The sequence below is a fragment of the Streptomyces sp. 1331.2 genome (assembly GCF_900199205.1).
GTDB lineage: Bacteria > Actinomycetota > Actinomycetes > Streptomycetales > Streptomycetaceae > Kitasatospora.
In genome coordinates this window covers 2514596-2530730 of the sequence record NZ_OBMJ01000001.1, presented here as the reverse complement: position 1 = coordinate 2530730, position 16135 = coordinate 2514596, and the positions used below count along the sequence as shown (strand labels likewise).

Annotated in this window: 13 protein-coding genes and 1 pseudogene; 11 read left to right on the top strand and 3 right to left on the bottom strand. The window is 72.8% G+C overall.

Annotated elements, in window-relative coordinates:
* The first annotated feature begins 22 nt into the window (after window positions 1-22).
* Entirely contained in the window at window positions 23-1159 is a 1137-nt protein-coding gene (gene mnmA / locus CRP52_RS10595) for a tRNA 2-thiouridine(34) synthase MnmA (protein ID WP_097236162.1), read from the top strand.
* A gap of 88 nt (window positions 1160-1247) precedes the next feature.
* Here the strand turns inward: mnmA and CRP52_RS10590 are convergent, their stop codons facing one another.
* The gene (locus tag CRP52_RS10590; RefSeq protein ID WP_097236161.1) at window positions 1248-1841 is read right to left on the bottom strand and encodes an MBL fold metallo-hydrolase; all 594 of its coding nucleotides are present in this window, start codon (window positions 1839-1841) and stop codon (window positions 1248-1250) included.
* A gap of 80 nt (window positions 1842-1921) precedes the next feature.
* On the opposite strand from CRP52_RS10590, the gene CRP52_RS10585 reads away from it, so the two are divergent.
* Complete coding sequence (locus CRP52_RS10585; protein ID WP_257032403.1) at window positions 1922-2923, top strand: GlxA family transcriptional regulator; 1002 nt, start codon at window positions 1922-1924, stop codon at window positions 2921-2923.
* Window positions 2924-2942: 19 nt separating this feature from the next.
* Here CRP52_RS10585 and CRP52_RS10580 read toward each other — a convergent pair whose 3' ends face one another.
* Window positions 2943-3455: a hypothetical protein gene (locus CRP52_RS10580; RefSeq protein ID WP_097236160.1), complete on the bottom strand. Its 513-nt coding sequence runs from the start codon at window positions 3453-3455 to the stop codon at window positions 2943-2945.
* Window positions 3452-4411, bottom strand: coding sequence for a class I SAM-dependent methyltransferase (locus CRP52_RS10575; protein ID WP_097236159.1), 960 nt, complete (start codon window positions 4409-4411; stop codon window positions 3452-3454). Before CRP52_RS10575 ends, CRP52_RS10580 begins: the two co-directional genes overlap by 4 nt.
* Before the next feature lie 95 nt (window positions 4412-4506).
* On the opposite strand from CRP52_RS10575, the gene CRP52_RS10570 reads away from it, so the two are divergent.
* The 9 genes and pseudogenes from CRP52_RS10570 (at window position 4507) to CRP52_RS10530 (ending at window position 16098) form a co-directional block, all read left to right on the top strand.
* Window positions 4507-5031 carry a TIGR00730 family Rossman fold protein gene (locus CRP52_RS10570; RefSeq protein WP_097236158.1) on the top strand — a complete coding sequence of 175 codons (525 nt, stop codon included), beginning with the start codon at window positions 4507-4509 and terminating at the stop codon, window positions 5029-5031.
* Window positions 5032-5044: 13 nt separating this feature from the next.
* Window positions 5045-5734 (top strand): SDR family oxidoreductase, encoded by a 690-nt coding sequence (locus CRP52_RS10565; RefSeq protein WP_179852751.1) that lies wholly within the window; start codon window positions 5045-5047, stop codon window positions 5732-5734.
* 195 nt (window positions 5735-5929) lie between these two features.
* Window positions 5930-8263, top strand: a complete 2334-nt coding sequence (locus tag CRP52_RS10560; RefSeq protein ID WP_179852750.1) for a right-handed parallel beta-helix repeat-containing protein — start codon at window positions 5930-5932, stop codon at window positions 8261-8263.
* Between the two features lie 108 nt (window positions 8264-8371).
* On the top strand, window positions 8372-9382 hold the full coding sequence (locus CRP52_RS10555; protein ID WP_257032402.1) for a methionine synthase: 1011 nt from the start codon (window positions 8372-8374) through the stop codon (window positions 9380-9382).
* Window positions 9383-9404: 22 nt separating this feature from the next.
* Window positions 9405-11690, top strand: coding sequence for an NAD-dependent DNA ligase LigA (ligA, locus tag CRP52_RS10550; RefSeq protein ID WP_097239989.1), 2286 nt, complete (start codon window positions 9405-9407; stop codon window positions 11688-11690).
* A 385-nt stretch (window positions 11691-12075) separates the two neighbouring features.
* Window positions 12076-13848: pseudogene (locus CRP52_RS10545) on the top strand (putative bifunctional diguanylate cyclase/phosphodiesterase); the annotation flags it as partial.
* Window positions 13849-14048: 200 nt separating this feature from the next.
* On the top strand, window positions 14049-14345 hold the full coding sequence (gatC, locus tag CRP52_RS10540; RefSeq protein ID WP_030057414.1) for an Asp-tRNA(Asn)/Glu-tRNA(Gln) amidotransferase subunit GatC: 297 nt from the start codon (window positions 14049-14051) through the stop codon (window positions 14343-14345).
* Between the two features lie 5 nt (window positions 14346-14350).
* The gene (gatA, locus tag CRP52_RS10535; RefSeq protein WP_097236154.1) at window positions 14351-15844 is read left to right on the top strand and encodes an Asp-tRNA(Asn)/Glu-tRNA(Gln) amidotransferase subunit GatA; all 1494 of its coding nucleotides are present in this window, start codon (window positions 14351-14353) and stop codon (window positions 15842-15844) included.
* The gene (locus CRP52_RS10530) at window positions 15841-16098 is read left to right on the top strand and encodes a hypothetical protein (protein WP_179852749.1); all 258 of its coding nucleotides are present in this window, start codon (window positions 15841-15843) and stop codon (window positions 16096-16098) included. Before gatA ends, CRP52_RS10530 begins: the two co-directional genes overlap by 4 nt.
* The last annotated feature ends 37 nt before the right edge of the window (window positions 16099-16135 follow it).

The following is a 16135-nucleotide window of genomic DNA, read 5'->3' as shown; positions in this document are numbered from 1 at the left end:
GCCCCGTACTCTTGTAGTCACCATGACTGACTTCCCGGGTGCCCCGACCACACCGTCCACCGGCCGACTGCGCGTGCTCGCGGCGATGTCCGGCGGAGTCGACTCCGCCGTCGCCGCCGCCCGCGCCGTCGAAGCGGGCCACGAGGTGACCGGCGTCCACCTGGCGCTCTCCGCCAACCCGCAGTCCTTCCGCACCGGCGCCCGCGGCTGCTGCACCATCGAGGACTCCCGGGACGCCTGGCGGGCTGCCGACGTCATCGGCATCCCCTTCTACGTCTGGGACCTCGCGGAGCGCTTCCGCGAGGACGTCATCGACGACTTCGTCGCCGAGTACGCCGCCGGGCGGACCCCGAACCCGTGCCTGCGCTGCAACGAGAAGATCAAGTTCGCCGCGCTGCTGGACAAGGCGATCGCGCTCGGCTTCGACGCCGTCTGCACCGGCCACTACGCCCGGATCGTCGACCTGCCCGACGGCGCCCGCGAACTGCACCGGGCGGTCGACGGCGCCAAGGACCAGTCCTACGTCCTCGGGGTGCTCGACGCCGACCAGCTCGCCCACTCGCTCTTCCCGCTCGGTGACACCACCAAGGAGGAGATCCGGGCGGAGGCCGAGCGCCGGGGCCTCGCGGTCGCGAAGAAGCCCGACAGCCACGACATCTGCTTCATCGCCGACGGCGACACCCAGGGCTTCCTCGCCCGGCACCTCGGCACCGCCACCGGCGACATCCTCGACGTCGACGGCACCAAGCTCGGCGAGCACGACGGCGCGTACGGCTTCACCATCGGCCAGCGCAAGGGCCTGCGGATCGGCCGCCCGGCGGCCGACGGCAAGCCGCGCTACGTGCTGGACATCTCCCCGGTCAACAACACCGTGACCGTCGGCCCGGTCGAAGGCCTCGACGTCACCGGCCTGACCGCCATCCGCCCCCGCTGGTGCGGCACCGAGCCCCTGGCCGACGGCCGCTACACCGCCCAGCTCCGCGCCCACGGCGAGGAGGTCCCGGTCACCGCCTCGGTGGTCGACGGCGAACTGCGGGTCCGGCTCGACACCCCGGTCCGCGGCATCGCCCCCGGTCAGGCCGTCGTCCTCTACGACGGCACCCGCGTCGTCGGCTCCGCCACCATCGCCACGACGGAACGCCCGGCCGTCACGGCCTAGCTCTCGCTTTCGAGGGCGGCTCGATCAGCGGCCGGCCTGCCCGGCTGCTCGGCTGACCGCTCGGCTGACCGCTCGGCTGACCGCTCGGCTAGAGCGGCGGGTTGTCGCCGGGGGCGAACGGGGCGCCGTGGCCGGGGACGATGATGTCGGCCGCCTCCAGGACCCGGCGGCGGGAGGCGCGCAGCACCTCCCGGTCGGGGGCGACCGGGTCGTCGGCGGGGCCGTGCTGGTGCCACCACAGGTCGCCGGCGAAGGCGACCACGCCCGACTCCGTTCCCGCCAGCAGGGTGATGTCCTCGTGGCTGTGGCCGGGGGTGCGGATCAGCTTCAGCGAGGGGGTGAGCTGGTAGCCCTCGGCGTCCCGGTTGGTCCAGTGATGGCCCTGGTACTCGACCTTGTGGTCGTGGACCCGGGCCTTGCCGAAGAGGCCGACGTTCATGGTGTTGTCGGGGTGGTGGTGGCTGAGGACGACGTCGGTGATGTCGTCGGGGCCGAGGCCGAGTTCGGCGAGCGGGCCGAGGATGTCGTCGTGGCCGGCGACCATGCCCGGGTCGAAGATCACGTGGCGCCCGGCGTCGGCGACGTAGGAGACGGTGGCGGCGACTCCGGGGCCGGTGGAGCCGACGTAACCGGTGGTCAGGACCTGGTACTGGGCGCTGCGGCCGTGGGGTGCGTCGTTCATGTCTCGATCTTGTCGAACCGCTCGATCCCCGACGAGTGGCACGGATGCCACTGATCGCAGGAAATGTGCCAACATCCCCCATGGCACCTTTCACCACCGTCGCCGCGTACGTCCCGCCCGGTGTCGGCATGCTGGCCGTGGGCATCGTCGCCGAGACGTTCGGCCCGCACGGGCAGGCGGCGCCCGGCTTCGACTTCGCGCTCTGTTCGGACCGGCCGGGCAGCGTCCCGACCGACCTCGGGGTGCCGCTGACGGTCGAGCACGACCTCGACCGGCTGGCCGCCGCCGATCTGGTGCTCGCCCTGCCGGGGGCGCAGTTCCGCACGCCGCCCCCGCCCGCCGTGCTGGACGCGCTCGCCGCGGCCCACGAGCGGGGTGCGAGGGTGGCCGCCCACTGCGTCGGCGCGTTCGCGCTGGCCGCCGCCGGACTGCTCGACGGCCGCCGGGCGACCACCCACTGGCGGTTCGCCGCCCTGCTGGCCCGCACCTACCCGGAGGTGGTGGTCGAGCCGGACGCGCTGTACCTGGACGAGGGGCGGATCACCACGGGTGCCGGCGCCGCCGCCGGTTTCGACCTGTGCCTGCACCTGATCCGGCGCGAGCACGGGACGGCGCTGGCCAATCACATCGCCCGGGACATGGTGCTGCCGTCGCACCGGGACGGCGGGCAGGCCCAGTACCTGGCGGCGCCCGTCCCGGAGGACGGCGAGGACGAACGCCTGGCCGGGGTGCTGGCCTGGGCCCGGGAGCACCTCCACGAGCCGCTGCCGGTGGCGGAGTTGGCCCGGCGGGCGGTGATGAGCAAGCGCTCCTTCGCCCGCCGGTTCGCCGCCGCGACGGGCACCACCCCCCACGCCTGGCTGCGGGAGCTGCGGCTGAGCGCCGCCGAGGAGCTGCTGGAGACGACGGACCTGCCGGTCGAGGAGGTCGCCCGCCGGGTGGGCTACGGCAGTGCGGCCGTCCTACGCGAACAGTTCGTCCGCCGCCGGGGCGTGCCGCCACGCTCGTACCGCCGGGCGTTCACCCGCGTGGTGAGTTCGGCGGCAACGCCCGGTGCACACCCTCCGGAGAGGACGGCATGAGCTGACCTCCGGGGCCCGGTCACCGCACCTCGCGGTACCAGCGCCGGTGCACCAGCGGCTCGACGCACAGGACGGCCGCGCCCGCGACGGCGCCGACCAGCAGGGCGGCCGGGCCGCCGCCGGTGCGGAGGGTGCCGAGGCAGGCGGTGGCGACGGCGAGCGGGCGCAGCAGGGTCAGCGGGCCGAGGCCGATGACCATGGCCAGGGTGGCGGCGCGGAACGGCAGGGTGAAGTAGGTGGCGAGGGAGAGCAGGACGGCGGCCGCGTAGCCGGCCAGGGGGACGGCGTAGCCGAGGGCACCGGCGGCCAGGGTGTCGTACGTGCGGGCCCGGTCGGCGGCGGTCAGCAGCAGGAGGGCGGCGGTCAGGGCGGGGGCGAGCAGGAGGACCGCGCCGACGGCCAGTCCGCGTCCGGCGGCCCGGAGGGTGCTCCGGTGCTTGCGGATGCGGGCGTCGCGGCCGGCGTAGGCGCGGAAGCCGCTGAACGCCGAGTCGACGAGGCCGAGCAGGAGGAGGGGCACGGCGGGTGTCATCGGGCGACCTCCTCGCCCGGCCGCGCGGCCTCGCCCAGGTGTTCGGGGCCGACCAGGCGGCGCGACGCCCGGCCGCCGAGGGCCTGCCGCAGCGGCGCCTCCAGGTGCGGACGCACCCCGAGGATCGGGCGCAGGGTGGTGCAGAACGGGTTGGACAGGCCGCGGGGCTCGTACAGCAGGGCGCGCAGGCCGGGTACGGCGGCGGTCCGCAGGAGCGTTGCGTCGTCGTGGGCGCGTTCGGCGGAGACGACGCCGTCGTGGCGGCCGAGCGGGTGGCGCATCCGGGCGCGGTGGAAGACCCGGGCGCCGAGGGGGGCGAGGCTGGTCGCGGCGATGTCGAAGTGGCAGAAGGCGAGTGCGGGTGAGGCGGCCTGGGCCTGGAAGAAGCCGGTCAGGGCGGCGGCGCTGAAGTGGTGCAGGACGCCGGTGGAGACGTAGACGGTCGCGGCTTCCGGCAGTTCGAAGGCGTTGCCGTGGACGAAGCGGCAGTCGAGGCCTTCCGCGCGGGCGAGGCGGTCGGCCTCGCCGACGAGCGCGGCGTTGAGGTCGACGCCGATCAGTTCGACGTCGGGGCCGAGGGCGTCGGTGGCGGCGAGCCAGCGGACCAGGTAGCCCAGGCCGCAGCCGATGTCGACCAGCCGGTACGGCCCGGGGTGTGCGCCGTCCGCCCGGATCGCGGTGAAGAGCGGGCCGAGCAGGTGGACCAGCCGGTTGCCGATGCGCAGTTCCTCGCTCAGCCGCTGGAGTTCGGTGTGCACGCTGATGAGGAGGCGGTCGACGGCGTCGGGGTCGAGCGTGCCGTCCCGGTCGGTGGGCAGTCCGGCGACGATCCGGGCGGCGCGCTCGTCCCCGCCGTCGCGCAGCTGCCGGACGACCTCGTCGCGCCGGACCGGGAGCCGGCTGCCGTCGCGCAGGTCGACGGCCGTGATGAGGTCGGATATTTCGAGATGGCGCACGCGCAGCACCTTAGGGCCTGTCCCGGGGCCTGTCGTCGGCCGGGCGCGATATCCCGGTGAGCGGGGCCGTGGGCCGTGATAGACCAGTGGGCACTATGAATATCTGCGTCTTCTGCTCCGCGTACTCGCTCGATGACCGTTACACCGGCCCCGCCGCCGAGTTCGCCCGGATCCTGGGGGAGGGCGGGCACACCCTGGTGTGGGGCGGGTCGAACGCCGGGTTGATGGGGCTGCTGGCCGACGAGGTGAAGGCGGCGGGCGGGCGGCTGGTCGGCGTGCTGGTCGAGATGCTGAGGCACAAGGGGTACGTCGGCGCGGACGAGCTGGTGATGACCGCCGACCTGGCCGAGCGGAAGGCGGAGCTGGCCTCCCGGGCGGACGCGATCGTCGTCCTGGTGGGCGGGCTGGGGACGCTGGACGAGGTCACCGAGGTGCTGGAGCTCAAGAAGCACGGGATGTTCGACAAGCCGGTGGTGGTCCTGGACACCGAGGGGTTCTACTCGGGCCTGCGCACCCAGCTGGAGCGGATGGACGCGGAGGGTTTCCTGCCCCGCCCGCTGACCGAGCTGATCACCTTCGCGGACACGCCCGCCGAGGTGTTCGCCCAGCTCAAGGCCTGAGAGGATCGGCACCATGGCTGCACATCTGATCACCGGCGCGGGCTCCGGCATCGGCGCCGTCCTGGCCGGACGCCTCGCCGAGCGCGGGGACGAACTCTGGCTGCTGGCCCGCGACGCCCGTCGGGCCGCCGAACTGCGCGAGCGCTTCCCCGGGGCGAAGACCCTGGTCGGGGACCTCGCGGACCCGGCCAAGCTGTCCTGGGCCTTCGGCCACCAGGCGCTGCCCGTCACCCTGGACTCCCTCCTGCACGTCGCGGGCGTGGTGGAGCTGGGCCCGGTCGGCGAGCTGCCGGTGAAGGCCTGGCAGGAGACGCTCAACGTCAACCTGGTCGGCCCCGCCGAGCTGACCCGTCTGCTGCTGCCGTCGCTGCGCCTCACCAAGGGCCACGTGCTCTTCGTCAACTCCGGCGCCGGCCTCAACGCGCACGCCGACTGGTCGGCGTACGCGGCCAGCAAGCACGGCCTGAAGGCGCTGGCCGACTCGCTGCGCCACGAGGAGCACGGGAACGGCGTCCGCGTCACCTCCGTCTACCCCGGCCGCACCGCGACCGCGATGCAGGCGAAGGTGCACCAGCAGGAGGGGAAGGAGTACGACGCCGACCGCTGGATCGCCCCCGAGTCGGTCGCCGGGGCGATCCTGGCCGCCCTCGACGCCTCCCGGGACGCGGAGCTGACGGACATCACCGTCCGCCCGGGCCGGTAGGGCTGCCCCCGTACGCCTGCCTCCCCCGGTACACCCGGCCCTCGGAACCGAGCCCCGCGCCCGGCCCCGAGGGCCGTTCGCATACAGCCCGAAGAGTGCCGGAATTCACGTTGGCGGGGCCCCTTCGGCTGTGCAATGATCCGCTCCGCCCTCCGGCCGATCGTTTCCGGACAAAGGAGGGTCGAAAAGCGTCATTTGCACGCCAAAGTCCCAGGGGGGCTCCACATTTCCAGAATCCGTACAGCGCTGGCCGTCGGTGCGACGCTGCTCGGGACGGTCGGCCTGCCGGCCGTCGGTGCGGGTAGCGCAGCCGCAGCGGGCGGCACGCTCTACGTCAACAACGCCGCGGGTGCGAACTGCACCGACAGCGGCAGCGGCACCCAGGCCGCCCCGTTCTGCACCATCGCGGCGGCCGCCGCGGTCGTCCAGCCGGGCCAGACCGTCGCGATCGGCGACGGCGTCTACGCCGAGAGCCTGACCATCACCCGGTCCGGCACGGCCGCCGCGCCGATCACCTTCCGCGGCACGAAGAACGACGGCTCCAACCCCGGGGGCTCCGGCACCCGCATCGGCGACTGGAGCCACACCGTCGACGGGTTCGTCGTCAAGGGCGCCGACCACCTCCGGTTCGAGAACCTGAACATCTCCACGGGCTTCCAGAAGCCGACCGTCCTGGTGGACGGCGCCCACGACGTGGCGTTCGACAACACCACCGTCTCCGGCGGCAACGGGATCCGGATCACCAACGCCTCCGACAAGGTCGTCTACGGCCGCGGCCGGTTCGGCTACGTCCAGGGGCCGGCGGTGACCGTGGACGGCGGCTCCACCAACACGGTGCTGACCACCAACCAGGTCCAGGCCAACTACGTGCCCGAGATGACCGGCATCCTGCTCAAGGACGCCCCCAACACGGTCGTGGTGGCCAACACCGTCTACTCCTCCTGCTTCGGCGGGATCGTGCTGGACGGCGCCTCGGCCGGCGCGGTGATCGAGAACAACGTGGTGAACACCGCGAAGAACATGAACGCCGCCTGCGACAACCCGGCCGGTGCGACCGGGATCTCCGTCGGCGCGAACGCCACCGCGGGCACCAAGATCGACTACAACCTGATCGACCCGCTCAGCGGCGGCGCGCCCTACAGCTGGGCCGGCACTGCCTTCGCCACCCAGAGCCAGCTCACCGCCAACACCGGCCAGGGCGGGCACGACTTCGTCGACCTGACGTACGTGCCCAAGGGCCCGAACGCCCCGGTCGACCACCGGATCGACTCGGCGGACGAGACCGCCCCGGGCATGCTCCCGACCGACCTCTGGGGCGCGGCCCCCGTGGACAGCCCGACCGTCACCAACACCGGTACGGGCAGCGGCACCCGCGACCGCGGCGCGTACGAGGACCTCGACGTCGGCAGCGCGTTCACCCCGGCTGGCCCGACCCGTCTGCTGGACACCCGTGCGCCGATCGGCGTCCCGGTGGCGCAGGCGGTGGCGCCGTACGGCACCGTGGATCTGCCGGTCACCGGCGTGGCCGGGGTTCCGGCTTCCGGCGTGACGGCCGTGACGATGAACGTGACGGTGACCGACCCGCAGCAGGACGGCCACCTGACCGTCTACCCGCACGGTGACGAGGCCCCGAACTCGTCGAACCTCAACTGGGTGGCGGGTCGGACGATTCCGAACCTGGTGACGGTGCCGGTGAAGGACGGCAAGGTCTCGTTCTTCAACGCCTCCGGCGGCACCGTGCACCTGATCGCCGACCTGGAGGGCTACTACAGCCCGAAGGGCTCGCTGTTCCACGCCCAGGGCCCGACCCGTCTGCTGGACACCCGTGCGCCGATCGGCGTCCCGGTGGCGCAGGCGGTCGCGCCGTACGGCACCGTCGACCTGCCGATCACCGGCGTCGCCGGCGTCCCGGCTTCCGGCGTGACGGCCGTGACGATGAACGTGACGGTGACCGACCCGCAGCAGGAAGGCCACCTGACGGTCTACCCGCACGGTGACGAGGCCCCGAACTCGTCGAACCTGAACTGGGTGGCGGGTCGGACGATTCCGAACCTGGTGACGGTGCCGGTGAAGGACGGCAAGGTCTCGTTCTTCAATGCCTCCGGCGGCACCGTGCACCTGATCGCCGACCTCGCGGGCTACTACAGCGCCGAGGGCAAGGTCAGCTACCGTCCTGCCGGGCCGTACCGGCTGATGGACACCCGCCAGGACATCTACTCGGAGTCGGGCATGCGCCCGGCGGGCACCGTCCCGGCCTGGGGCACGCTGGACGTCTCGGTCGGCGACATCCCGAACGTCGCCGCGGTGACGCTCAACGTCACCGTCACCGAGCCGGGCGCCGAGGGTCACCTGACCGTCTACCCCCACGGTGACGCGGCGCCCAACGCCTCGAACCTCAACTTCCTGCCCGGCGAGACCATCCCCAACCAGGTGGTCGTCCCGGTCAAGGACGGAACGGTCTCGTTCTACAACGCGAGCGGCGCCCCGATCCACCTGATCGTCGACGAGTTCGGCTACCAGGCGTACTGACCGTACCGGCAGCACCGACCGGCAGTACCCACCGGCGGCCCCGGTGCCGAGCCCCGCGCTCGGCACCGGGGCCGCCGTCGTGGGCGGGCCGTGAGTAGGCTCGGACGGGTGAGCACCCCACACCCCTTCCCCGACCTGCACGGCGCCGCCTCCGGCGTCGGCTCGCTGCCCGGTACCGACGCCCGCGAGGCGGCCAAGACCGCCACCGGGGCGTTGGAGCACCTGCCGTTCCTGCCCGAGCTGCCCGCGCGCGGACCGGGCGCCGACATGATCGGCCGCGGCGCCGGCCTGCTGGTCGAGCTGTTCGCGCAGACCGAGCCGAGCGGCTGGCGGTTCACCGACCGCCCCGGCCGGGACACCCGGCGCGCCCACTCCTGGCTCGGCGAGGACCTGGACGCCCTGGAGGAGTTCACCCAGGGCTACCACGGCGCGCTCAAGGTCCAGGCCGTCGGCCCGTGGACGCTGGCGGCGAGCATCGAGCTGAAGCACGGCGAGAAGGCGCTCTCCGACCACGGCGCCTGCCGGGACATCGCCGGCTCGCTCACCGAGGGCCTGCGCCGCCACCTCGCCGACGTCCGCAGGCGCGTCCCCGGCGCGGAGGTGGTCCTGCAGCTCGACGAGCCCTCGCTGCCCGCCGTGCTGGCCGGCTCGGTGAAGACCGCGAGCGGCTTCCAGCGGCTGCGCGCCGTCGACCGGCAGGTCGCCGAGGAGGTGCTGCGCGAGACGATCCGCGGCCTGGACGCCCCCGTGGTCGTGCACAGCTGCGCGCCGGACGTCCCGATCCCGCTGCTGCGCCGGGCCGGGGTGGCGGGGATCTCGCTGGACTTCTCGCTCCTGACCGAGCGCTCGGACGACGACCTCGGCGAGGCGGTGGAGGCGGGCACCGCGATCCTCGCCGGTGTCGTCCCCTCCACCGACCAGGCAGTGTCCGACCCGGCCGGTAGTGTCCAGGGTGTCAGGACCTTGTGGCGCAGGCTCGGGTTCGCCCCGGAGCTGCTGGGCCGCCGCGTGCTCGTGACGCCGACCTGCGGGCTGGCCGGGGCCTCCCCGGCGTACGCGCGCAAGGCGCTGTCCCTGAGCGTTCGGGCGGCGCAGAGCCTGGTGGACAACCCGGAATGACGACGTAGGAGGGCTTGCGGTGGTGGCTGTCGAGGGCTGGGAGGACGTCCCGGCGGAGGTGCGCCGGCGGCACGCCGAGCTGGCGCAGGAGATCACCGACCACCGCGCCCGGTACTACGAGCAGGACGCGCCGGTCGTCAGCGACTCCGAGTTCGACGCCCTGATGCGCGAACTGGAGTCGCTGGAGGCCGCGCACCCGGCCCTGGTCACCCCGGACTCGCCGACGCAGAAGGTCGGCGGCGCCCCGACCGCGCTGTTCGCCGAGGTCGAGCACCGCGAGCGCCTGCTCAGCCTCGACAACGCGATGGACGACGCGGAGCTCGCCGCCTGGGCCGAGCGCGTCGCCACCGAACTTCACGGCATCGACTACCACTACCTGTGCGAGCTCAAGGTGGACGGCCTGGCCGTCAACCTCACCTACGAGAACGGCCAGTTGGTGCAGGCGGCGACGCGCGGCGACGGCCGGGTCGGCGAGGACATCACCGCCAACGTCCGCACCATCAAGGAGATCCCGCACCGGCTGCACGGCGAGGACGTCCCCGAGCTGGTGGAGATCCGCGGCGAGGTCTACTTCCCGACCGAGGCCTTCGAGGCGCTGAACGCCTCCTTCGTGGCGGAGAACGAGCGCCGCCGGCAGGAGAACGAGGAGCGCGCCAAGGAGGGCAAGCGGCCCCGGGCGATGATCCGGCTGTTCATGAACCCCCGCAACGCCGCCGCCGGTTCGCTGCGCCAGAAGGACCCGCACGTCACCGCCTCCCGCCCGCTGCACATGGTGGTGCACGGCATCGGCGCCCGGGTCGGCTTCGACATCGACAACCAGTCGCACGCCTACGAGCTGCTGCGCGGCTGGGGCCTGCCCACCGCCCGGCACAACAAGGTGGTCGGGACGCTGGAGGAGGTGCGGGAGTTCATTGCGCACTTCGGCGAGCAGCGGCACTCGGTCGAGCACGAGATCGACGGCGTGGTCGTCAAGGTGGACGAGATCGCCCTGCAGGGCCGGCTCGGCGCCACCTCCAAGTCGCCGCGCTGGGCGATCGCCTGGAAGTACCCGCCGGAGGAGGTCACCGGCAAGCTCGCCGAGATCAGGATCGGGATCGGCCGCACCGGCCGGGCCACCCCGTACGCGGTGCTGGCGGAGCCGGTGAAGGTGGCCGGCTCGATGGTGCAGTACGCGACGCTGCACAACCAGGATGTCGTCAAGGCCAAGGGCGTGCTGCTGGGCGACACCATCGTGCTGCGCAAGGCCGGTGACGTCATCCCGGAGATCCTGGGCCCGGTGGAGGGCCTGCGGGACGGCACCGAGCGGGAGTTCGTGATGCCCTCGCACTGCCACGAGTGCGGGGCCGAGCTGCGCCCGATGTCGGAGGGGGACATCGATCTGCGCTGCCCCAACGCGCGGTTCTGCCCGGCCCAGATCCGCGAGCGGATCGCCTTCCTGGGCGGCCGCTCCTCGCTGGACGTGGAGGGCCTGGGCTACGTCGCGGCCACCGCGCTGACCCAGCCGCTGGAGCCGGCCGAGGCCCCGGTGAAGGACGAGGGGGACATCTTCGGGCTGACGGCGGAGCAGCTGCTGCCGATCAAGGTGCTGGTGCGGGACCAGAAGACGGGCATGCCCAAGCTGGACGACCGCACCGGCGAGGAGAAGAAGGTCGCCTTCTTCGCCAACCAGAAGGGCGAGCCGAAGAAGACCCTCGGTGTTCTGCTGGAGAACCTGGAGAAGGCGAAGGAGCGTCCGCTCTGGCGCTTCCTCAACGGACTGTCGATCCGGCACGTGGGGCCGGTCGCGGCCCAGGAGCTGGCCCGGGAGTTCCGGGACCTGGACCGGATCTTCTCGGCCACCGAGGAGGAGTTGGCCGCCGTCGAGGGGGTCGGGCCGATCATCGCCCGGTCGGTGGTCGAGTGGTACCAGGAGGAGTGGCACCGGGAGATCCTGGAGAAGTGGCGTGCCGCCGGCGTCCGCTTCACCGAGGAGTTCGCGGACGAGGAGGCGGCGGAGCGCCCGCTGGAGGGCCTGACGGTGGTGGTCACCGGGACGCTCTCCGGCCACACCCGGGACGGCGCCAAGGAGGCGCTGACCTCGCGCGGAGCGAAGGTGACCGGTTCGGTTTCGAAGAAGACCGATTTTGTGGTCGCCGGTGACAACCCAGGGTCCAAGTACGACAAGGCCGTTCAGCTCGGCCTGCCGATCCTGGACGACGCGGGCTTCGCCGTGCTGCTCGCCGACGGCCCGGCCGCCGCCCGTGCCCACCTGGGGCTTCCGGAGCCCGAGGAGGCCGCCGAGCCGGCGCAGGCCCCCGCCGGGGACTGACCCGGAGCCGACCCGAGCGCCGGGTGGCCGGATCCGGGTTGTTATCGTCCTGATGCAACGTCACCGGGTGCCGTGCAGTGAAAGCGGGCATTGTGTCACTGTGCGACACCCGGGCGCGGTGGCGCGTTTCCGGTTGTCCGAAAGTCTGCCCACCGGGTGGACCCCGGCATACCCTGGAGCGCAACAGAGTGTCAGCAGGGGTGGGGGCACCGGCTGTGCCGGGGCTCCTCGGGGTCGCTCCATGCCCGGCAGCTGTCGGTACCGGCACGGTGCCTCACCGTAAGGCGGCCTGACGGGGCGGGCCCGACGGAGGACAGGGCTTATGGATCGTACGACCGGCGGTGCGCCCACACGCCCGCCGCAGGGGGTGGCGGGTGCGGTCCTGCTGCTCGGCGTGCTGCTGGCCGGTGCCGCGCCGCTCATCCCGCTGGCCGTCCTGGTCTACCGGTACGAACCCGAGCTGCTGCCGCTGTTCGCGGTGCCCCTGGCCGTGCTGGTGGCGGCCTGGCGGATCGCCCGGGACCGCGCCCGCGACCAACTGACCGACCCGCTGACGGACCTGCCCAACCGTCAGGCCTTACTGCTGGCTGCCCAGGAGGCGATCGCCGAGTGCGACCACGGCTACAGCGTCGGTCTCATACTGCTTGACCTCGACCGCTTCCGAACACTCAACGACACACTCGGTCATACGGCCGGTGACCGGCTGCTGGTTCACATCGCCCGCCGGCTGCACCGCGCCCTGCGCTCCGGCGGCCCGGCCGGCAGCGCCACCCGGGAGTCCATCGACGACGTCTTCGCCGGCCTGCCCCGGCACTACCGGCGCGGCCGCCCGATGGTGGCCCGGATGGGCGGCGACGAGTTCGCCGTCCTGCTGCCCGGCATCAACTGCCCGGACAGCCTGGAACGGGTCGCCAAGGCGCTGATCGCCGAACTGGCCGCCCCGATCCGGCTGGACGGGCTGCTGCTCGTCCTGGAGGCCAGCGGCGGCGTCTGCGTCTACCCGCAGCACGCCCAGGACGCCGAGTCGCTGCTGCGCCGGGCCGACGTCGCGATGGGCCACGCCCAGCGCGGCTGCAGCGGCGTCTCCCAGTACGACGAGTCCCAGGACGCCGACACCCCGTACCGGATCGGGCTGCTCGGGGACCTGCGACGGGCCCTGGAGACCGGCGAGGTCCAGCTGCACTACCAGCCCAAGGTGGCCTTCGACGGCCGGGTGGTCGGCCTGGAGGCGCTGCTGCGCTGGGAGCGGCCCGGGCAGGGGAAGGTCTCCCCGGACGAGTTCGTCGGGCTGGCCGAGTCCAGCGGCCTGATGCCCCGGCTCACCGACTACGTGCTGGAGGCGGCCGTCGGCCAGCTCGCGTACTGGCGCGAGCAGGGGCTGCAGGTGCAGGTCGCGGTCAACGTCTCGCCGCGCGACGTGCTCAACCCGGGCTTCGCCCAGCGCGTCGCCGGCCACCTCGTGCGCCACCAGGTGCCGGCCCACGCGCTCCAGCTGGAGATCACCGAGCGGCTGCTGCTGGACGACTCCCGGCGGGCCGCCGACACCCTCGCCGAACTGCGCGGCTACGGCGTCGGGATGTCCCTGGACGATTTCGGCACCGGGCACTCCTCGCTGGTGCGGCTGCGCAGCCTGCCGGTCGGCGAGCTGAAGATCGACCGCTCCTTCGTCTCCCGGATGGTCGCCGACGACCACGACGCGGCGGTGGTCCGCTGCTCGGTGGAGCTGGCCCACTCGCTGGGCCTGACCGTGGTCGCTGAGGGCGTCGAGGACGACGAGACCTGGGAGCGGCTGCACTGCATGGGCGTGGACGCCGTCCAGGGCTGGCTGGTGTCCGCCGCGCTGCCGGCCGAGCAGGCCACCGCCTGGCTGCGGGTGCACCGCACCGGCGCCCCGCCGGTGGAGCGGCTGGGCGCTCCGCCGCAGCAGCGGGCCACCCTCACGTCGATCAAGGGCGGCCAGGCGGTCCCGGGCGGCAAACCGGTCCCGGTCCAGGCAGTCAAGCCGATCGTGCAGCCCGCCATCCCGCCGGTGCTGCCGCCGACGCTCCCGCCCGTACTGCCCCCGGTCCTGCCACCCGTCGCCCAGGCGGTGCAGGCCGCTCAGCTGGAGATCAACGCGCCGGGGACGCAGAGTTGGGCCCGCACCCGGCCGCAGTGACGGGAGCGCCGGTGCGGCGGTGACCCGGGGGTGACGGGCACCGCTGGTCACTCGTTGGCCGGTGGATCGGCCGGGCCCCATAGGATGGGGTCCAAAGACCACGAGGACGGAGCGCCGGAACCCGGCTGCTCCTGCCCGGGCCCGGCACCGCCCGCAAGGCGACGCCGGGTCTCACCAGAACTCACCCTGAGGATCGCTGCATGCCTGGCATCACGCGCGAGGAGGTCGCCCACCTCGCCCGGCTGTCGCGTCTTGAGCTGAAGCCCGAAGAGCTGGACCACTTCGCCGAGCAGCTCGACGTGATCATCGGCGCGGTCGCCCGCGTTTCCGAGGTCGCCGGACAGGACGTCCCGCCGACCTCCCACCCGCTGCCGCTGACCAACGTCATGCGCGCGGACGAGGTGCGGCCCTCGCTCACCCCGGAGCAGGCGCTGTCCGGCGCCCCCGCCGCCGAGGAGCAGCGTTTCCGTGTGCCGCAGATCCTCGGGGAGGACTGACCGAGATGACCGAGCTGATTCGCTACACCGCCGCCGAGACCGCGAGCGCCATCGCCAAGGGTGAGGTGTCCGCCGTCGAGGTCGCGCAGGCGCACCTGGACCGCATCGAGGCCGTCGACAAGAAGGTCAACGCCTTCCTGCACGTCGACACCGAGGGTGCGCTGGCCGCCGCGAAGGCCGTCGACGCCAAGCGCGCCAAGGGCGAGGAGCTGGGCCCGCTGGCCGGCGTCCCGCTCGCGCTGAAGGACGTCTTCACCACCAAGGGCATCCCGACCACCTGCGGGTCCAAGATGCTCGAAGGCTGGATCCCGCCCTACGACGCCACCCTGACCACCCGTCTCAAGAACGCGGACGTGGTCATCCTCGGCAAGACCAACATGGACGAGTTCGCGATGGGCTCCTCCACCGAGAACTCGGCGTACGGCCCGACCGGCAACCCGTGGGACCTCACCCGCATCCCCGGCGGCTCCGGCGGCGGTTCGGCCGCCGCGCTGGCCGCCTTCGAGGCCCCGCTGGCGATCGGCACCGACACCGGCGGCTCGATCCGCCAGCCCGGCGCCGTGACCGGCACCGTCGGCGTCAAGCCGACCTACGGCTCGGTGTCCCGCTACGGCCTGGTGGCGTTCTCCAGCAGCCTGGACCAGGGCGGCCCGTGCGCCCGTACGGTGCTGGACGCGGCGCTGCTGCACGAGGCCATCGCCGGGCACGACCCGCTGGACTCCACCTCGATCGACGCGCCGGTGCCGGCCGTGGTCGAGGCCGCGAAGATGCGCGACATCCGCGGCATGCGGATCGGCGTGGTCAAGGAGTTCGCCGGCGAGGGCTACCAGGCCGGCGTGATGCAGCGCTTCAACGAGTCGGTGGAGCTGCTGCGCGAGCTGGGCGCCGAGGTCGTCGAGGTCTCCTGCCCGTCGTTCACCCTGGCGCTGCCGGCGTACTACCTGATCGCCCCCTCGGAGTGCTCCTCCAACCTGGCCCGCTTCGACGCGATGCGCTACGGCCTGCGGGTCGGGGACGACGGCTCCCGCTCGGCCGAGGAGGTCACCGCGCTGACCCGCGAGGCCGGCTTCGGCGACGAGGTCAAGCGGCGCATCATCCTGGGCACCTACGCCCTGTCCTCGGGCTACTACGACGCCTACTACGGCTCGGCCCAGAAGGTCCGCACGCTCATCTCGCGGGACTTCGACGCGGCCTTCGCCGGCGTGGACGTCCTGGTCTCGCCGACCACGCCGACCACCGCCTTCCCGATCGGCGAGCGCGCCGACGACCCGATGGCGATGTACCTGGCCGACCTGTGCACGATCCCGTCGAACCTGTCGGGCAACGCGGCCATGTCGCTGCCGGTCGGCCTGGCTCCGGAGGACAATCTCCCGGTCGGCCTGCAGATCATCGCACCCGCGATGGCGGACGACCGCCTGTACCGCGTGGGCGGCGCCGTCGAGGCCGCGCTCAACGACAAGTGGGGGCACACCCTGCTGGAGGAGGCACCGGCACTGTGAGCAAGATCGAGAAGGCCAAGGCCCAGAGCTCCATCAAGGGGTGGAAGCACTCGAAGCCCGGTCTCTTGCTGTCCATCGGCACCAGCGCCTTCGGCGCGGTCTCGGTCGTCAAGGACGTCCGCAAGGCCCGCGAGGAGAGCGACACCCTCAAGCTCGTCAACGCCCTGGTCGGCGCCGCCGCGCTGATCACCGGCACCGCCCTGCTGGTGCGTGAGCTGCGCCGGCTGGGCTCCGACGACGTGCTGCTGGGCTGAGCCGCACCGAGCGCCCAGGCCCGGCCATCCGCATCGC